The 20,014-nt window shown below is 33.6% G+C and carries 17 protein-coding genes; 10 read left to right on the forward strand and 7 right to left on the reverse strand.

The features are described from left to right. Positions 1-5 precede the first annotated feature (5 nt). Together ACM55H_RS03950 and ACM55H_RS03955 are read left to right on the forward strand one after the other, a co-directional pair. Positions 6-779 (forward strand): superoxide dismutase, encoded by a 774-nt coding sequence (locus tag ACM55H_RS03950; RefSeq protein ID WP_416835265.1) that lies wholly within the window; start codon positions 6-8, stop codon positions 777-779. 252 nt (positions 780-1,031) lie between these two features. Then, on the forward strand, positions 1,032-1,475 hold the full coding sequence (locus ACM55H_RS03955) for a hypothetical protein (protein WP_416835266.1): 444 nt from the start codon (positions 1,032-1,034) through the stop codon (positions 1,473-1,475). A 59-nt stretch (positions 1,476-1,534) separates the two neighbouring features. On the opposite strand, the gene ACM55H_RS03960 is transcribed toward ACM55H_RS03955, so the two are convergent. Then, entirely contained in the window at positions 1,535-3,403 is a 1,869-nt protein-coding gene (locus tag ACM55H_RS03960; RefSeq protein ID WP_416835267.1) for an alpha-amylase family protein, read from the reverse strand. A gap of 273 nt (positions 3,404-3,676) precedes the next feature. On the opposite strand from ACM55H_RS03960, the gene ACM55H_RS03965 reads away from it, so the two are divergent. From ACM55H_RS03965 to hemN, 8 genes are all read left to right on the forward strand, one after another. After that, positions 3,677-5,311, forward strand: coding sequence for an OstA-like protein (locus ACM55H_RS03965; protein WP_416835268.1), 1,635 nt, complete (start codon positions 3,677-3,679; stop codon positions 5,309-5,311). Between the two features lie 84 nt (positions 5,312-5,395). Beyond that, positions 5,396-6,586 (forward strand): aspartate aminotransferase family protein, encoded by a 1,191-nt coding sequence (locus ACM55H_RS03970; protein WP_416835269.1) that lies wholly within the window; start codon positions 5,396-5,398, stop codon positions 6,584-6,586. A 286-nt stretch (positions 6,587-6,872) separates the two neighbouring features. After that, a complete protein-coding gene (locus ACM55H_RS03975) occupies positions 6,873-8,267 on the forward strand; it encodes a tetratricopeptide repeat protein (protein ID WP_416835270.1) in 1,395 nt (464 codons plus the stop codon). Then, entirely contained in the window at positions 8,267-9,016 is a 750-nt protein-coding gene (locus tag ACM55H_RS03980; protein WP_416835271.1) for a shikimate dehydrogenase family protein, read from the forward strand. The genes ACM55H_RS03975 and ACM55H_RS03980 overlap by 1 nt, the downstream gene beginning before the upstream one ends. A 325-nt stretch (positions 9,017-9,341) precedes the next feature. Next, positions 9,342-11,363 (forward strand): DUF349 domain-containing protein, encoded by a 2,022-nt coding sequence (locus tag ACM55H_RS03985; RefSeq protein WP_416835272.1) that lies wholly within the window; start codon positions 9,342-9,344, stop codon positions 11,361-11,363. Positions 11,364-11,507: 144 nt separating this feature from the next. Then, positions 11,508-11,855, forward strand: a complete 348-nt coding sequence (locus tag ACM55H_RS03990; RefSeq protein ID WP_416835273.1) for a hypothetical protein — start codon at positions 11,508-11,510, stop codon at positions 11,853-11,855. Positions 11,856-11,973: 118 nt separating this feature from the next. Then, positions 11,974-12,447, forward strand: a complete 474-nt coding sequence (locus ACM55H_RS03995; protein WP_416835274.1) for a hypothetical protein — start codon at positions 11,974-11,976, stop codon at positions 12,445-12,447. Positions 12,448-12,584: 137 nt separating this feature from the next. Continuing rightward, the gene (gene hemN / locus ACM55H_RS04000; protein WP_416835275.1) at positions 12,585-13,949 is read left to right on the forward strand and encodes an oxygen-independent coproporphyrinogen III oxidase; all 1,365 of its coding nucleotides are present in this window, start codon (positions 12,585-12,587) and stop codon (positions 13,947-13,949) included. 73 nt (positions 13,950-14,022) lie between these two features. On the opposite strand, the gene ACM55H_RS04005 is transcribed toward hemN, so the two are convergent. The 6 genes from ACM55H_RS04005 to ccoN are packed head-to-tail and all read right to left on the reverse strand — an operon-like array spanning position 14,023 to position 19,976. Continuing rightward, positions 14,023-14,724, reverse strand: a complete 702-nt coding sequence (locus ACM55H_RS04005) for a sulfite exporter TauE/SafE family protein (RefSeq protein ID WP_416835276.1) — start codon at positions 14,722-14,724, stop codon at positions 14,023-14,025. Between the two features lie 9 nt (positions 14,725-14,733). Beyond that, positions 14,734-15,183, reverse strand: a complete 450-nt coding sequence (locus ACM55H_RS04010; RefSeq protein ID WP_416835277.1) for a FixH family protein — start codon at positions 15,181-15,183, stop codon at positions 14,734-14,736. Between the two features lie 38 nt (positions 15,184-15,221). Beyond that, the gene (ccoG, locus tag ACM55H_RS04015) at positions 15,222-16,640 is read right to left on the reverse strand and encodes a cytochrome c oxidase accessory protein CcoG (protein ID WP_416835278.1); all 1,419 of its coding nucleotides are present in this window, start codon (positions 16,638-16,640) and stop codon (positions 15,222-15,224) included. Positions 16,641-16,644: 4 nt separating this feature from the next. Next, the gene (locus tag ACM55H_RS04020) at positions 16,645-17,583 is read right to left on the reverse strand and encodes a cbb3-type cytochrome c oxidase N-terminal domain-containing protein (protein WP_416835279.1); all 939 of its coding nucleotides are present in this window, start codon (positions 17,581-17,583) and stop codon (positions 16,645-16,647) included. A 27-nt stretch (positions 17,584-17,610) separates the two neighbouring features. After that, entirely contained in the window at positions 17,611-17,781 is a 171-nt protein-coding gene (locus ACM55H_RS04025) for a CcoQ/FixQ family Cbb3-type cytochrome c oxidase assembly chaperone (protein ID WP_082014155.1), read from the reverse strand. A gap of 5 nt (positions 17,782-17,786) precedes the next feature. After that, on the reverse strand, positions 17,787-19,976 hold the full coding sequence (gene ccoN / locus ACM55H_RS04030; protein WP_416835280.1) for a cytochrome-c oxidase, cbb3-type subunit I: 2,190 nt from the start codon (positions 19,974-19,976) through the stop codon (positions 17,787-17,789). Positions 19,977-20,014: the final 38 nt, after the last annotated feature.

The raw sequence follows: 20,014 nt of genomic DNA on the forward strand, positions 1-20,014 counted from the left end.
TACTCATGAAAAAAAATCTCTTTTTAATTTCTAGTTCTTTGTTTCTTACATTATTATTTTCCTGTAATAACAAAAAACTCACCGAAGTTGTAGAAGTTCCATTACCAACTGCCCAAGAAAAAATTACTGTTGGAGTTCCTGATGATGTTAAGGCAATTGAAGGCTCTTTTCAATTAGAAAAATTACCGTATTCCTACGATGCATTAGCACCAAATATTTCTGCAGTAGCGCTAGAAATGCATTATTCAAAGCATTACCTTACCTATACCAATAATTTAAACAAAGCGGTAGCTGGAACACCATTAGAAAACTTAACGATTGAAGAGGTATTAGCAAAGTTAGACTTGAATGACGCCAATACCAGAAACAATGCCGGTGGTTATTACAATCATACTTTATATTGGCAAATTATGGCTCCTAAGGCTGGTGGAAAGCCATCAGATGTTTTAGCCGAAGCAATTACAACCGATTTTGGTTCATTTGAAAATTTTGTAACTTTATTCAAAGATGAAGCTACAAAACAATTTGGTTCCGGTTGGGTATGGCTTGTGGTTGACAGAGCCGGAAAACTCCAAGTGACCAGTACTCAAAATCAAGATAATCCTTTGATGAAAAATGCACTTATTCCAGGAACACCAATATTAGCTTTAGATGTTTGGGAACACGCTTATTATTTGGATTACCAATACAAAAGAAAAAATTATATTGATGCTTTTTTTAATCTAATCAATTGGAAAAAAGTGGCTGAAAATTATGATGCAGCGATAAATAAGAAGTAGCAAACTATATCTTTTTGTTACTGAGATATAATAAATCTATTCATTTTATCTAATCATTTTGTTGTATTAACCAAGAAATTTTTCATGTTCTAAACTCATTTTTTAATGAAAAAATTTTGAATCTGTAACCAATAATTTAGTTAAAAAAACTACCTGTGAATTTCATAACTTATTTATGAATTTGTATAAGAACCATCGTCACAAAAGAATCAACTTTGTACGAATAGTTTTAACAAACAAATTTTAAATAAAATGAAAACAATACAATCCAATTTCTTTTCAAAAAAAATATTATTAAGTATTTTTTTAGTTTTTCTATCCCTTTCATTTACCTCATGTGCCAAAAAAGTTACTTTTCAAAGCTCATCTGTAGTTCCAGCTGCGCGTGGACAGGTTACCATTAAAAAAGATAACAACAAGAATTATCTAATTAAGGTTAAAATAGATAATTTAGCCGAGGTAAAAAGACTGGAGTCTTCAAAAAACGCTTATGTAATTTGGATTGAAACTGATGAATCAATTGTAAAAAATGTTGGGCAAATCAAAAGCGATACTAAGTTTATGTCATCAAAACTGAAAGCATCGTTTGAAACCGTTACCGCATTTAAGCCCTCAAAAATATTTATTACTGCAGAGAACAATGCAGATGTACAATATCCAGGATCTGAAGTCATCTTAGAAACAAAAAAAATCTAAAAAAATAAGCATAAAAAAAGGGTAAAATATTAATTTATTTTACCCTTTTTCATGTCTATTTATAATTGATAAATAAACGATTCGGATGGAGCAATTATAATATGGGCTTTTCCTTCCCCATTTATAACCTGCAATTGAATGGCACTTTTATTATACAACTGATCCGTTACCGTATAATTTCCGTCTTTCAAATTCCATTTTTGAATAATATCTTTAGGGATTTTTAATTCGAAATTACTTGTGGTAAGCCAAGAAAAATTAGTGACTACTATTAATTTTTGACTGTCTGACCAGCGTGTGAAAGCATAAATCCCTGAATCGTACCCCTGAGTTTCATGGCGGTTAACCGTTTGAATTTCTTGGTATTCCCCCATTAGAGCTGAACTTTTAAGAGAAAAATTCAGCAATATTTTGTAAAAATCACGCAAGTCTTTTTCGCTTTTTGATAATTGACCTCCGTCAAATTTCCCTGCGTTCATCCAGCGCTGATGATTTGGAACACCTACATAATCAAAAATTGAAGTTCTCGAATGCGTACCAAAACCTCCGTTTTCATTTCCTGCCTCCCCTACTTCCTGACCAAAATAAATCATAGTTGGCGAAGTACTTATTGTGGTTGAAACTACCATTAAGGGTTTTCCTTTTTCTGGCGTTCCCGCAAATTCTGGACTTGCTAAACGTTGTTCATCATGATTATCTAGAAAATGCAACATATGATGCTCAATATCAGCCATACCGTTTTGTATGTCCGATAATCCATCTGGCAATGACTTGCCTCGAATTACATCTTTTAATTTATCATAGATTTCTACCTTATCATATAAATAGTCCATTTTACCCAAACGAATGTAATTTCTATACTCATTGGGATTATAGACTTCGGCCAATAAAAAAGCATCTGGATTTTTTGTTTTTATTGCTGAATTCATATAGCTCCAGAACTCATAAGGCACCATTTCGGCCATATCGTATCGAAAGCCATCAACCCCTTTGGAAGTCCAATACAAGGCAATATCTCTGAATTTTTTCCAAGAATCCGGAACATCCTTTCCTTTCCAAAAATCAAAATGCTCTTTGTATGATTTTGCATCAAAACCGGCGGGAAGTTCTGGAAAATCTTTCGAACCATCAGGACGAATTCCGTAATTTACTTTTACCGTTTCATACCAATCATTACGATCCGGTTTTGCGAGACGAGACCCGTTTCCAGTCCATTTTGCAGGATATTCTTCAAATTTACCGTCAATAAGAGGATTCTTTTCTCCATTTAATGGTTTATCCGTATCGGGCACTTCAAAGTGTTTATTTGGAATATAATAAAAGTTATTATCTCTTTTATATTCGACAGTTACATCATCATCAGCACCAAAATCTCTTACCCCTTTAGGATTGTTCTTCCCTTCATATTTTCGCGCAATATGATTGGGAACAATATCAATAATCACTTTTAATCCCGCTTTGTGGGTTCTGGCAATCAAAGCCTCAAATTCTTGCAAACGATTGGCTGGATTAACTGCCAAATCTGGATTTACATTGTAGTAATCTTTTACGGCATAAGGAGAACCTGCTCTTCCTTTCACAACTTCAGGATCATCGTTAGAAATTCCGATTGCAGTGTAGTCGTGTATCAAGGCATGATGCGGAACTCCGGTGTACCAAATATAAGTAACTCCTAAATCCTTTATCTCCCGTAATGCGACATCTGTAAAATCGTTAAACTTCCCTACTCCATTTTCTTCAATAGTTCCCCAAGGTTTATTATTGGTATTTTTATTACCGAACAATCGGGTAAAAACCTGATATACAACTTCTTTTTTATTTGAGACGGTCTCTTTCTGTACTGTATTCATTTTTAAATCTTTCGTTTTACAAGCCGTTGTCAAAAACATCAAACTTATTCCTGCAACAATAGTTATTTTTTTTATCATACAAAATTATTTATGCTGATTTCATTCTTTTTTTATAATTTTTAAATCAATTTTTAAATTTAATATATTTTAGAGTAAAGAAACCGCTATCGTTTAAAATTAAAAAGAATCGTTTTTAAAAACGGATACTACAACGAAAGAGTATCACTATTTGTTGATAACTTTAAAAACAAGCAGCAATAGTTTTATGCCAGATTTTATGTAATTATAAATAAATCCTAATATGGATTAGGATTGTCTCCTTTTTCATAAATTTGACAAAAAATAAATCCATTGAAGAAACCGCTATTTTTCATTCGTTGTTGTTTACTCTTACTTTGCACTAATTTGGTTTTGGCACAAGCACCCAAAAAAATTGTTGTAGAACATTCTGATTATTTTGATGTTAATCAAGTTGAAATACCCGATGCTGTTTTACTAACCGGAAATGTTCGTGTCAACCATGATGGAGTAGTTTTAACCTGTAATAAAGCCTATTACTTTCAAAATGAAAATTATATTAAAGCTTTTGGAAATGTACAATTAGTTCAAGGAGACACTTTATTTTTAAACAGTAAATATGCTGAATATAATGGAAATGTAAAAAAAGCATTTGCTACTGGAAGTGCAGTTATGAGTTCTCCGGATGCGACATTGGCTACAGACACCATAAACTTTGACAGAAACACTCAGGAAGTATTTTATAATTCACCCGGAACAATCGTAAATAAGGATAATACTTTAAAAAGTAAATCCGGAAAATATTATGTAGCTGAAAAAAAATTCCAATTTCTTACGGCAGTTACTATTACGAATCCAAAGTATGTGATTAAAACAAATCATTTGGATTATTTCAGCAATTCGGGGCATTCCTATCTTTTAGGGCCTTCCACAATTACCAGCAAAGCCAATTATATTTATACCGAAAAAGGATTTTATGACACCAAAAAAAATCTAGCTCATTTTCTCAATAAATCCTATATAAGATACGATGATCGGGTTATAAAAGGAGATAGTTTGTATTATGACCGAAACAGGGAATTTGCATCGGCAACTCGGAATGTAAAAATAATGGATTCCATCAATCGCGGAATTGTTAAAGGAAATTACGCCGAAATATATAAAAATCAAGATTCGATGTTTGTAACCAAAAGAGCTGTGGCGGTAAACTTTGTCGAAAATGACTCAGTTTATATTCATGGTAAAAAATTAATGGTTACCGGTAAAGAAGGGAATCGAATTATTCGGGCTTTCAACAATGTTCGCTTTTACAAAACGGATATGAGCGGTAAATGTGATTCGATACATTCGAGTTCCAAAACAGCTTTAACAAAACTGATAGGAAATCCAATACTTTGGAATGGTGAAAACCAGATTACAGGTGACATCATGCATCTTATTGGAAATAATAACACCAAAGCGCTCGATTCGCTCAAAGTCCTCAATAATACTTTTCTGGTCTCGAAAGATACGCTGGGAACGGGGTATAATCAGGTAAAAGGACAAAATCTCTTTGGGAAATTTGAGGAAGGAAAATTACATGATGTGGATATTATAAAAAACACCGAAGTCATCTATTATATGCGAAATGATGCCAAAGAACTCATTGGAATCAACAAAAATGTGAGTAGTAAAATCAATATAATTTTTGATAAAAAAACGATAGAAACTATTACCTTTTTCCAACAAGTGGATGGCGATATTTATCCCGAAAAAGATTTGCCTGAAAACGCACGAAAACTTCGGGGTTTAGTCTGGCGTGGCGATGAAAGAATAAAATCCAAAGACGATATTTTTCCTCCTGAAGAAAATGAAGACAACGATAAAATAGCCAAAGCAACTAAAGCCGAAGAAGCAAAGAAAGATGTTCCGATGAAAATCCGAAAGGAAACATTGAACTATGATAAAAAGAAAGGGAAAAGTAAGTAATCAGTGGTCAGTTTTTAATGTTCAGTCACCGTTTTTAGATTACAGTTCTCTCGAATAAACAATTAAACGATTAAACAAAATCCAGTGAATACCGATTTCCTAAAATACCAAGCACAAACTTCCCCTTATCCATTGGGTATGGAAGTGTCGCATGCAGTAGGTTCATACATTTACGATTCCAATAATAAAAAATACTTGGATTTTGTGGCCGGAGTTTCCGCTTGCGCATTGGGACATCAACACCCGAGGGTCAATCAAGCCATCAAAGATCAGTTAGACAAATATTCACACGTGATGGTCTATGGCGAATATTCCCAAAGTCCCGCAGTTCAGTATTGCAAACTATTAGCCTCACTCCTGCCAGCGCCTTTAGACAAAACCTATTTGGTCAACTCAGGAACCGAAGCTATTGAAGGCGCCTTAAAACTCGCCAGACGGACCACGGGAAGAAGCCAATTGATTTCGTGCCACAATGCCTATCACGGAAATACTATGGGCTCTATGAGTGTAATGGGATTTGAAGAACGCAAAAGGATTTTTCGCCCGTTGATTCCAGATGTTGATTTTATCACGTTCAACAACGAAGAAGATTTACAAAAAATAACGACTAAAACAGCAGGAATAATTCTGGAAACCATTCAAGGTGGCGCCGGATTTATTCAGCCACACAATGATTTCCTTAAAAAAGTGCGCCAACGCTGTACTGAAGTGGGTGCGATTATGATTCTCGACGAAATCCAACCGGGTTTTGGGAGAACAGGAAAACTCTTTGGGTTCCAGAATTACGATGTCGTTCCTGATATTGTCGTTATGGGAAAGGGAATGGGCGGCGGCATGCCTGTAGGTGCTTTTACGGCTTCATCTGCCATGATGGATTTGTTGAGCGATAATCCTAAACTAGGACATATCACGACTTTTGGAGGTCACCCTGTCATTGCGTCAGCCTGTTTGGCAACTTTGCAGGAAATTACTGAGACCAATCTCATGGCCGAAACAATGGAGAAAGAAAAGCTATTCAGAACACTTTTGGTACATCCTTTGATAGTAGAAATAAGAGGAAAAGGATTAATGCTGGCTGCAATGACGAAAAATGCCGATATAACAAACGAAGTGATTCTCAAATGTCAAGACAAAGGACTCATTTTATTCTGGTTACTGTTTGAAGGATGCGCCATTAGAATAACACCTCCTCTAACCATTTCTGAAGGAGAAATACGAGAAGGTTGCAGCATCATACTTGAAGTAATGAATGAAATTTTGAACAAGAATATTTAAAAATATCGCAATGATGAGCTATTTCCCGCTATCCGTTGCAATCTTTCCTGACCTGAACGAGTTTCAGTAACCTGAAAACAAGTTCAGGTCAGGAAAGGATTTTCACTTCAAACGAAGTTCACTGAACTCCAATTAAAATAAAAGACAGTGAAGTAATCGGGGCTATGGCATCAGTATTAAACCAAAGCTTTTTTGTTAATTAAATTGTTCACAACAATTCTAACTTTCCCTCACAGTACACGCACGATTCCCTAAATTTATTTAGGCCAAATTAAAAACACACAGTATGCAATTAAGCAACGAAGAAGAAGACTATAACTTATCATTGTCTAAATTTGAGTCCATGTTGAAAACCAACAAAGTGCTCTTTTTTGACTCCGAAGAATTTGAAGAAATTATTCTTCATTATCTCGATATGGGTAAGGCCGCTTTGGCAAAAAAAGCGCTGAAACTGGCATTGGAGCAACATCCAAAATCTACCGGACTAAAACTAGTCCAGGTGGAAATGCTTGTATATGATGACAAACTCGAATTAGCTGAAAAGCTATTGAATGAGTTGTACGCCATTGAACCAACCAATGAAGAAATTTATATTCAAAAAGCCAATATCTGTTCCAAAAGAGACCAGCACGAGAAGGCCGTTGAGATGTTGAAAATAGCATTACAATATACCGATGACTATGCCGATGTCTATAATTTAATAGGTATGGAATATCTTTTTATGGACAATCTGGAAATGGCAAAAGAAAGCTTTATCAAATGTCTGGAAGAAGATCTGGAAGACCAATCAGCATTATATAACGTTGTGTATTGTTTTGAATTTTTAGATCAAAATCAAGAGGCTATTACCTATTTGAATAAATACATTGACCAAAACCCATACAGCGAAATTGCCTGGCACCAACTAGGTCGTTTGCATTACGGTGTAAAAGAATATGAAAATGCGATTCGCGCCTTTGATTATGCTACTCTAATCGATGATGAATTCCTTGGTGCTTTCATGGAGAAAGCCAAAGCTTACGAACGTTTAAAAAAATACGCCGAAGCTATCGAAAGTTACAGCAGAACCATCGAATTAGATGATGCGACTTCCTATGCTTTACTCCGTATGGGAAAATGTTATGAAAAACTGGGAAACAAAGTTTTAGCATTGAAATATTTCAATAAAACGGTTCATGAAGATCCCCTTTTAGACAAAGGATGGATTGCCATAACTGATTTTTATGTGCGTCAAAAAAACTACCAAAAAGCGCTGTTTTTTGTCAACAAGGCATTAGCCATTGACAACCAAAATCGTTTGTATTGGAAACGATTTGCGACCATTAATAAACAAATGAACTTCTTTGAAGAAGCTGAGTTTGGATATAGAAAAGCAGTAGAATTTGGTGATTACGGATTAGACACCTGGTTATTCTGGGTGGATATTCTACAATTTTTAGGCGAATTTGAAAGTGCTATTCAAACTTTATTACAAGCCTCTGAATATTTTCCGGAAGAGAACGAAGTAGAATACCGTTTAGCCGGATTGTATTTTATGATTGGACAAAACACTAAAGCAAAGTTCCATTTAAGTAATGCTTTGCGATTGAATTTTGACAACTATATTCTTTTAGAAGATTTATTCCCTGTTGTTTGGAAAAAGAAAATGGTACAAAATTACATAGCAAAACATAAAAAATAATGGTTGACATAGTTAGAAAACGTTTTGGTTTATTAGGACGCAACATTAATTATTCTTTTTCAAAAGGATATTTTACCGATAAATTTAATAACGAAAACTTCACAGGTTGTACCTATGAAAATTTTGACATTCCTGAAATATCCTCTTTTCCGGAGATAATTAAAAACACTTCGGATTTAAAAGGATTGAATGTTACGATTCCGTACAAGGAAGCAGTAATTCCATTTCTTGATAAATTATCTAAAAACGCAACACAAATTGGTGCGGTAAATACCATTAAAATTACTAAAAAAGGAAAATTAAAAGGATACAATACAGACTATTATGGTTTCAAAAAATCATTAGAGCCTTTATTGCAGCCACACCATAAGAAAGCCTTGATTTTAGGAACAGGAGGCGCTTCTAAAGGGGTGGCTTTTGCTTTGGATGAACTAGGTATTCTATATACTTTTGTTTCCAGAGAAGCCAAGGAAGATACTATTGATTATGACCGAATCAACGCAACGACATTCGATAATTACCAAATAATCATAAATTCCACTCCAGTAGGAACGAGCCCTAATGTGGATGCATTTCCATTGATTCCGTATGAGTTTTTCACGGATAAGCATATTGCCTATGATTTGATTTACAATCCTGCTGAAACTCAATTCCTTAAAAGAGCCGCAGCACAAGGAGCCCAAATAAAAAATGGTTTAGACATGCTTATTTTTCAAGCAGAGAAAGCTTGGAAAATTTGGAATAAATAATAGAAAAATCTCATTTTTCGTACACGTACTTATGTAAGTAAAAAAGCCACTTAAAAAAAGTGGTTTTTTGTTTAAAATATTGTACTGTAGTAAATAAAAAAATCCTGATTAATTGCCAAAACCCTAGCCCTGATGGTAGCGGCATCCTTTTTTATCCGCTTTTTCGGCGGATAAAAAAGATACAGCGAATAGCAGGAAATTGCTTCAAAAAAAAGAAAATTTTAACATAAAACGACTCTAAATAAAGGATTTATTTTGTAATTTCATGCTCCTTCACTATCTTTCGTGTTCGATACAAAAAATAAAAACCTTACACATTGAAAAAATGTTAGAAGAAAAGAATGATAACCTGCTGGAAGCAGATGGAAGTTTAGAGAATAATTCACTTGAATTAAATCAATCAGATACTATTATGGAAACTGAAACAATTGACGAAAATAACGATAGCGTAGCTGTTCACTCTATTGACGAAAATGTTGTAACCCTAACAGGGGAAGAGTTAACTCATGATGAACCTACTATAGAAACTGAAAACCAATCGGTATTAAACGCAATTACAGAGGCAAATGCTGAAGAAAGCGAAGATGACACGTTGAAAGAACGTCATGATATTCCGATGCAGGATTACGATACATTATCTCTTGAAGAACTGGTAGAAGAACTGAAAAATTTAGTTACCAATGAAAAAGTGATGTCTGTAAAGGATCATATCGAAGAAATTAAAAAAGCATTCTTAGCTAAATACAACCATCTTCTTGAAGAGAAAAAAGAAGAATTTCTTGCTGAAAATCAAGATCCAAATGAAGAATTCCAATACCATTCTCCATTAAAAACCCAATTTGACAAATATTATTCTCTTTTCAGAGATACTAAAAATACACATTTCAAGAGTTTACAAACCAATCTAAAAACCAATTTAGAAAATCGTTTGGCTATTGTTGAGGAATTGAAAGAATTAATCAATCCACAGGAAAACATCAAAGACACCTTAAAACATTTTAATGATTTAAGAGAGCGATGGAAAAATGCGGGACCAATTCCGAAAGATAAATACAATCACGTTTGGAATAATTTTCATTTTCATGTGGAAAATTTCTATGACTATTTGCATCTTGACCGAGAAGCGAGAGACTTGGATTTCAAACATAATCTAGAACAAAAACAAAAAATTGTAGCTCGAGTTGAAGAATTGGTAAAAGAAGCCGATGTCAATAAAGCGTTCCGAGAATTACAGGATTTACATAGAATCTGGAAAGAAGATATTGGACCAGTTTCTAGAGAACATCGTGATGAAATCTGGAATAAGTTTAGTGATTTGACTAAACAAATGCATGATAAACGTGAAGTTTTATTTGAAAATCAAAGAGGAACGGAACTTGAAAATCTAGAAAAGAAAAAAGAAATTATCGCTAAAATTGAAGTTTTAGCTACTGAGAAAGTAAATGCGCATTCACAATGGCTGGCACAAATAGAAAAAGTTGAAGCGCTAAGAGCTGCTTTCTTTTCAGCCGGAAAAGTACCATCGGATGTAAATGAGGAAACTTGGGCCAGTTTTAAAACTGCCGTTAGAAATTTTAATTCTTTCAAAAATTCATTTTACAAAGATATTAAGAAAGATCAAAACGACAATTTAAGCAAAAAAACAGCGCTTGTTGCTAAAGCCAAAGAACTACAGGAAAGTACTGATTTTGCTGCGACTACCCCTATCATGAAGCAAATTCAGGATGAGTGGAAACAAATAGGTCATGTACCAAGAAAATATTCGGATAAAATCTGGAAAGAGTTTAAAGATGCCTGTAATCATTATTTTGACAAATTAAAAGAGCAAAAAAATGAAGAAAACGGTGAAGAAGTAGAAGCTTTTGATAATAAAAAAGCCTATTTAGAAACATTAAGAGAATACCAATTGACCGGTGATCACAAAACTGATTTAGATGCTATAAAATTACATATTGAAACTTGGAAAAACTTTGGAAAAGTGCCCTTCCCAAGAAGACACATTGAAGGAAAATTCAATAAAATTCTGGATGCACTTTTTGAAAAATTGAGTTTGAGTAAAAAAGACACTGATATGATCCGTTTTTCCAATAGAATGGACAATTTATCAGAAAGTAACGATACGCGCAAACTGGATAACGAAAAGATATTCCTAATGCGTAAAATTGAGGAAGTACAAAATGAAATTTTCCAACTGGAGAATAACATTCAGTTTTTTACCAATACCAGAAATGCAAAAAAAGAAAATTCCATTGTATTAGAAGTTCGTAAAAATATCGCTATTCACAAAGAAAGTCTTGATGTTTGGAAAGAAAAATTAAAACAATTGAGAAATTTGAAAATAGAATAATTTTCAGCAATTTTTAAAATAACAAACCTCGCTCTTAAATAGTGCGAGGTTTTTTTATGTAAAAGAGTTTCCTGATTTAAAATTTTAACTTTCATTTATCAGAAAAAACTACCTAAAGTCGGCTGTTAATTTTAAATTTGCAAAATGAATTGGATTAAGAAAACATTTGTTTTTATTGGACTTTCAATAGTTTTATTATTTGCTTTTAATGCAAACCAATCTCCTATTGAAAAAATTCAAATAGAAAAAACCAGTACTTCCTTTTCTGCAGACCCCATTCATTCTTCGGTTTTTATTCAACCCCATGCGAGTAATATAGTTGGATTCCATTATAAAACTATCGATTATACAATTGCAAAATATCTTGAAAATTTTCAAGTTGCAATTCCGGATTTTAAGGTCTTAAAATTCTTTTCCCGTCATGCGAAACAAGACATCAATCGATGTGAAATGGTGTCGCTCCTACTCTTTCCTTTCCATTATTTTTGGTGATTTAAAGCCCTGATTCCGTAATTAGAAGATGCACTTATCTTTCTTTTTCGAATGGATTCCATTTGGTTTTCAATCGAATTTATCATGCTTTACAAATAACTCAAAAAAAATAAAAAAAATGGATACATCAGTAACTATAATAGGCCTTATAATAACAATCTTAATAGGCATTCCGCTCTTCTTTGTATTTCGCTCAAATGTCATTAACAAGAATAAAATCAAGGAAATAAAGAAAAAATACGGTCAAAATAATCATTTCAATTTTGAATTGACTGAAACCCAAAACAAAAAAGTATTGGCTTTAGACCAAAAAAACAAAGGCTTTCTTTTAATGGATTTTAACGCTCCGGAAGAAGAAGTCTCTTTTGTTAATTTAAATGATATTGATTCTTGCAAATTGGTTGCGACGACTGAAAACAATTCGGCTAAAATCATAAAAATAGAATTTGAATTTGGATACAAAGAAGCCCATAAAAAAGAACTGGTTCAATTCTACACTATTGAAAACGAAATAATCGACCAAGAATGTTTATACGAAGACCATGTATTGGCACAAAAATGGACAAAAATTATTACAGATTGTATTTCCTAAACTATTAATTATTATTCGCTAAAAGGGGCTGTTCAAAAAGACAGTCTCTTTTTTTTAAATGCTATTTTTAATATGATAATTATCATTTTAAATTTTTAGGAGTAATGCTACTTTTGATTATGCAAAATGACTTCATCATGAAAAACTCGCTAATTCAAAAATACAATGTTCCTGGACCTAGATATACAAGTTATCCAACGGTTCCTTATTGGGATGAAACTGATTTTTTGGAAAAAACTTGGGTTGAAAGTTTAAAAAAATCATTTACAACCAGTAATAGTGCTGAAGGAATCAGTTTGTATATCCATCTGCCTTTTTGCGAAAGCTTATGTACTTTTTGTGGTTGTAACAAGCGTATTACAAAAAATCATAGTGTTGAGCATCCTTATATTGAAGCACTTTTAAAAGAATGGGCTATCTATTGTACTATCCTTGGAGAAAAACCAACTATAAAAGAAATTCATTTGGGAGGTGGAACTCCCACATTTTTCTCTACAAAAAATCTGGAGGATTTAATAAACGGAATCTTCTCGCATGCTAACAAAGCAAAAGACTATGAATTTAGTTTTGAAGGCCATCCGAACAATACTTCACATGAGCATTTGCAAAAACTCTATGATTTAGGTTTTCGTAGAGTCAGTTTTGGCGTTCAAGATTATTCTGAAAAAGTTCAAAAAGCAATTCATAGAGAACAGCCTTTTCACAATGTGGCAAAAGTTACTTTTTGGGCAAGGGAAATCGGCTATACTTCAATAGGTCATGATATCATTTTTGGATTGCCATTTCAGGAAATTGAAGATGTAATCGATACCATTGAGAAAACAAAATCTTTACAGCCCGATCGATTGGCGTTTTATAGTTACGCCCACGTTCCCTGGATTAAAGGAAATGGGCAACGCGGTTTCAATGATGAAGATATTCCAAAAGATGATAAAAAACGAATGTTGTACGAAACTGGCAAAAAGTTATTATATGAAAATGGCTATTATGAAATAGGAATGGATCATTTTGCTTTGAAAACGGATAGTTTGTATGACGCTTTTCAAAACGGGAAATTGCATCGCAATTTTATGGGATACAGTTCCTCAAAAACTCAATTAATGATTGGATTGGGTGTTTCATCTATTAGTGACAGTTGGTTTAGTTTCACTCAAAATGTAAAGAATCTGGAGGACTATTATCAAATATTAGAATGGGATAAGCTACCTATTTTTAGAGGTCATTTATTGACTAATGAAGATCTTATCATCCGAAAACACATCTTGAATTTAATGTGTCAATTTGAAACTTCCTGGCAAAAAAACGAAGGATATTTTGATGAAATTCCCGAAGTCTTAATTCAATTAAAGGAAATGGAACACGATGGATTAGTAATTATAAATGACAATACAATTCAGGTTACTGAAAAAGGAAAACCTTATGTTCGCAATATTTGTATGGCATTTGATTTGCGTTTAAAAAGGAAAGCTCCGGAAACCGAATTATTTTCGATGACAATTTAGCGATTGTTACTCTTTAAAAAATATAAAAGCACGCTTAATGGCGTGCTTTTATTTATATACTATGAATTAAAAATTAATGACAATTAGGATTTGCCTGTACAAACAAACTCATATTGGATGGCGAAATATAAGGAATTCCTAATCCCAATCCTCTCAAGATAAATAATACGCCAATAACTACAGCAACATAAAGAATTGCTTTTTGGATGCTGTTTCGAATAGGAACTGTCAAAAATGAATTAATATAGACTACGCTACTCATCATAGGAACTGTTCCTAATCCGAATAAGATCATATACAAAACTCCAAGACTTTCACTTTGCATTGCAATGGCACCAAACAAGGCAACATAAACCATTCCGCAAGGTAAAAAACCGTTGAGTAAACCAATAGTGAATAATGATTTGTAACTCTTGTTTTTGAACTGACTTCCTAAAGCTGTTTTAATTTTAGAGATTACTTTAAAAACTAGTTTCGAAAAATTATATTTAGCAAATAATTTATCAGGAATTAAAACGATAACAATCATGGCAATGCCAATGAATATGGATAATTTCTGTTGCAAACCAGCCATAAAAAAACCTTTACCCAGTAATCCAAAAATAAAACCAATAGTAGCATATGCCGTTAATCTTCCTAAATGATAGGTGATAATTTGGGTGACTTTTTTTGCTTGATTCGTTCTATCTACGGGTAACATCATAGCAATGGGTCCACACATTCCTATGCAGTGAAAACTACTTATTAAACCGAAAATGAAAGCCGTGTAAAGCATTGTTTAAGTCTAATTGATGTAAATTGTTTCTTTAGTCAAATAGGGTTTACCTTCATATTGCCATTCCATATTAATGTCCCAACGACCGCCTGCTAAACTTTTTTTAGGTATGAGCAAAGTAGGATTAGATAGCGAAATTGGAATTTCAAAATCTAATTTTTTAGTCGACGGTCTGTAAAGGGACACTTTTCCTTTAATATTTTTTGGAACAAATACATCCGGGAATACAATTGTAACCCCATCTGAAGTAGTCGTTATTATTGGCCTTTGAGCCAAATCATGTGCGTTTTGAATTCGTATCATCTCATCCCCAAAATGAACATCATGCTTGTAATATTCTTCCACAACCAACTCATTATCATATTTTGAATCTGATTGAACTTTGAAAACAAAATATAAAATGAAGGTCATAAATAGACCAAATGCAATGACGATTCCTGTTCCCCAATTAAATTTCATGATATTTTATTTATATATTTTAATCCTAAACTAATTTCCTAATCAAAACTTCGCGGACTTAAAAAACTAGTTGTACTTGTCTCAATTTTTTCAGTACCATTATAGACATCAATTTTTAATTTTGTTTTATCGCTGTCTAATAAATTTTGATTGATTTCTACAAATAGAGTTCCTCCATTCATACCTTGTTTAGGAATTTTGAAATCTTGTTTTCCTACTACTTTTAAGGTTCCTTTTATTCCAACTAATTTGAAATGAATATCATTAAAATCATCGTTGGTTTTATTGATAATTTTAAAAGTGTAGATATTACTGATGTTATCTCCTTTATGTTGAAACAATTGTCCCGGCAATCTCAAAATACTAGCCTCAACATCCGTCCGTAAAAACAATAATCCTATTAAAATTCCTGTCAAAATAAACAATACAGCGGAATAGCCTTTCATTCTTGGAGTGAATTTGAACTTGATTTTTTTCTCAATTTCATCTTCTGATGCGTAACGAATTAAGCCTTTTGGCAATCCAACGCTGTCCATAATCGTATCGCATTCATCAATACAAGCTGTACAATTGATACATTCTAATTGAACACCGTTTCGAATATCAATACCTGTTGGACAAACATTCACACATTGTTTACAATCAATACAATCTCCTTTTCCAGTGACAGCTCTATCTTCTTGTTTGTTGAATTTAGCTCTTCCTAATTCTTTTTCACCACGGACAAAATCATATGCAACATTTATCGATTTATCATCTAACAAAACGCCTTGTAATCTTCCGTAAGGACAGGCTATAATACAAACTTGTTCTCTAAACCAAGCAAAAATAAAATAGAAAACTCCGGTAAAAATCAACAGTGAAACCAAAGTGCTCACATGGTTTTCAGGTCCTTCTTCAATCATTAAAAACAACTTATCACTACTGATAAGATACGCCAGAAAGACATTGGCAATAAAAAAGGAAATGATTAGAAACAGGGTCCATTTAAGTCCTTTTTTTCTGATTTTTTCAGCGTTCCATTCTTGCTTTTCCAAACGAATTTGGGCACCACGATCTCCTTCAATCCAATATTCAATTCTGCGGAAAACCATTTCTAAAAAAATAGTCTGTGGACAAATCCATCCGCAAAATATTCGTCCAAAAATCACCGTAAAAAGAATCACGAATACGACTCCAACAATCATAAAAAGAACGAAAAGATAAAAATCCTGTGGCCAAAATGGAAATCCAAAAATATTGAATCTTCTTTCCAACACATTAAACATCATGAACTGATTGCCGTTAATTTTTATAAAAGGATTGGCAACAAGAACAATCAGCAAAAAATAACTGACCCACTTTCTATAATCATAAAACTTACCTGAAGGTTTTTTAGGGAAAATAAATTTTCGATTTCCTTCTTCGTCAATCGTTCCGATAGTATCTCTAAAAGCTTCGTCTGGTAATTTTGACATTTTTTTATTTTTTAACTTGAGTACTATCTGTTTTTAAAGCAACAGCAGCATCGGTTTTTGGAGCATTCTCATCAACCCAAATTTCACCATCAGGTGCTTTCGGATCTTTTGGATTGCTTCCTTGTAAAGACAATACATAACTGGCAACATGCTGAATATCTTTTGGTTTCAAAGTACCTTTCCAGGCAATCATCCCTTTTCCATCGCGGCCTCCATTTGTAATAGTGTGAAACAAATTCTTGATTCCTCCACCCAAAATCCAATGGTTATCTGTTAAATTTGGTCCAATTTGTCCTCCGGCATCAGCTCTGTGACAAGCCACACAATTCGTTGTGAAAATTTCTTTCCCAGCCGCTAAATCTGCAGGCTCTGTCAATAAAACAACTGTTTTTTCATCCATCAAATCTGGAGCAGTTTTCATATATTCAGCAATATCAATTTTGGCTTGAGCCACTTCTTTTTTAAGCTCCATTTCTTGATTATCAGCTCCTAAAACTTCATATCGAACCATGTAAACAACTCCAAAAAGAATACAAGCGTAGAATAAATAAACCCACCATGGCGGTAAATTGTTATCTAACTCTTTGATTCCGTCATAGTCATGCTCTAATAGTAATTGATTTTCATTTTCTAATGGTACTGACTTGGTTAAGCTTTTCATCAGATTTATGAACCATGCTTTTTCCTTAAAACTAATCGAAGTAACATTTTCCAATTTTTGTTTCTGTTCTTCCGTCATCAATTGATAGGTAATGTTATCAACTGCGCTCATTGTAATTTCTATCGCTATTAAAAGGAATAGAAATACAAACAAAAAGACAGCAACCATTGGGAATTTTATAAAAGCCGGTCTATCACCTGAGTCAATAAAATACTCCATTGCTCCAAATACAGCAAAGAAAACAACCGGAACTCTTACATATGCTGGAATTAATTTTTTCATTTTCTAAATTTTAAAAAATTATACTATTTAATTGTCGTTCAAAGGGATTTGGCTTAATTCAGTAATCTTGTCTTTTTTATAGGAGAAAACCCAAATTCCAAGTCCAATGAAAAAGACGAAGAAGATTAATAAGGATAAGATTGGATATATCGCAACTCCCTCGATAGTTTCCATATTGTGTTTAATTTGTTCGAACATGACTTTTATTTTTTAGCAATATCTTTTACTTTAATATCCGTTCCAAGTCTTTGTATGTAAGCAATCATTGCTACGATTTCTCTTTCATTCATTGGAATAAATTTTTCTCCTCTTGCTTCTGCTTTTTTCTTGCTATCATTATAACTTTTTACAAAGTCAGGATCGTTTTTCAAGCTTTCTTCAATTTTAATAGCTTGCGCTCTTAAATCATTCAACCCATTTGCAACTTGAGCATCAGTATAAGGAACACCAAGTGTAACCATGGCTTTCATCTTGCTTTGAGTTAGAGAAATATCCATCGGTTTATTATCAAAAAGCCATTTATAACCTGGCATAATAGAACCTGCAGATATACTTTGAGGGCTCCAAAAGTGGTTGAAATGCCAGTTATCATTGTATTTTCCTCCTACTCTCAATAAATCAGGACCTGTACGTTTTGACCCCCATAGAAATGGATGATCATATACAAATTCTCCTGCTTTAGATTGTGGTCCATAACGTTCCACTTCACTACGGAAAGGACGAACAGATTGAGAGTGACACCCTACACAACCCTCACGAATGTATAAATCACGTCCTTCTAATTCCAGTGGAGAATAAGGTTTCACACTGGCGATTGTTGGGATATTCGATTTGACCATAATCGTAGGTACAATTTGGATAACACCACCAATTAAAATAGCAACAGTTGCTAAGATTGTCAATTGAATAGGTTTTCTTTCTAACCAAGGGTGAAATTTCTCTCCTTTAACTCTTCCTGAGCTAATTTTTATTAATTCAGGAGCTTCAGCCAATTCATCTTCGATTTTAGACCCTAATCTAACGGTTTGAATAATGTTATACACTAAAGAAAACATCCCAATTAAATAAAGAGTTCCACCAATAGCTCTCATCCAATACATTGGCATAATTTGAGTTACAGTTTCAAGGAAGTTACCATAAGTTAAAGTTCCATCAGGATTAAACTGTTTCCACATAGAAGCTTGTAAAAACCCGGCAACATACATTGGAATTGTATATAAAATGATCCCTAAAGTCCCGATCCAAAAGTGAAAATTAGCTAATTTAAGAGAATACAAAGTACTTTTAGTCATTCTGGGAATCAACCAATATATCATACCAAAAGCCATAAATCCATTCCAAGCTAACGCCCCAACGTGAACGTGAGCAATAATCCAATCCGTGTAATGCGCAATAGCATTTACATTTTTCAACGATAACATTGGCCCTTCAAAAGTTGCCATTCCATAACCGGTAATGGCCACAACAAAGAATTTTAAAACTGGATCTACTCGCACTTTATCCCAAACACCTCTCAAAGTTAAAAGTCCGTTTATCATTCCACCCCAAGATGGTGCAATCAACATGATAGAAAAAGCCACTCCTAAATTTTGTGCCCAATTAGGCAACGCTGAATATAACAAGTGGTGAGGACCTGCCCAGATATAAATAAAAATCAATGACCAGAAGTGAACAATAGATAATCTATAAGAATACACGGGACGATTCGCCGCTTTTGGAACATAATAATACATTAATCCTAAGAAAGGTGTTGTCAAGAAAAACGCAACCGCATTATGTCCGTACCACCATTGCACTAATGCATCTTGAACTCCTGCATAAACAGAATAACTTTTCATGGGTGACACCGGCAATTCTAAACTATTGAAAATATGTAAAACCGCTACAGTAACAAAAGTTGCCAAATAAAACCAAATCGCAACATACAAATGGCGCTCTCTACGTTTTAAAATGGTTCCAATCATATTGATACCAAAAACAACCCAAATTAGTGCAATTGCTATATCAATTGGCCATTCTAATTCGGCATATTCTTTTGAAGAACTATACCCAAGAGGCAATGATATGGCTGCAGCAACAATAATCAATTGCCATCCCCAAAAATGAAGATTACTCAAAAAGTCATTGAACATCCTGGCTTTCAACAATCGTTGCAAAGAGTAATAAATCCCTGCAAACATTGCATTTCCCACAAAAGCAAAGATAACTGCATTCGTGTGTAAAGGTCTTAATCGACCGTAACTCAACCACGAAACTCCATCAGTTATATTTGGGAAAAGGAACATAAAGGCTAATGTAAGCCCCACTAACATCCCTACAACTCCAAAGACGATGGTTGCGTAAATGAATTTTTTTACAATTTTGTTGTCATAATAAAACTGCTGCATTTCCATAATTAAATCTGTTTTAATTTAAAAGTTTAATGTTTAAG

Origin of the sequence: Flavobacterium cryoconiti (assembly GCF_048158645.1) — a bacterium.
In the GTDB taxonomy this organism is placed as follows: domain Bacteria; phylum Bacteroidota; class Bacteroidia; order Flavobacteriales; family Flavobacteriaceae; genus Flavobacterium; species Flavobacterium cryoconiti.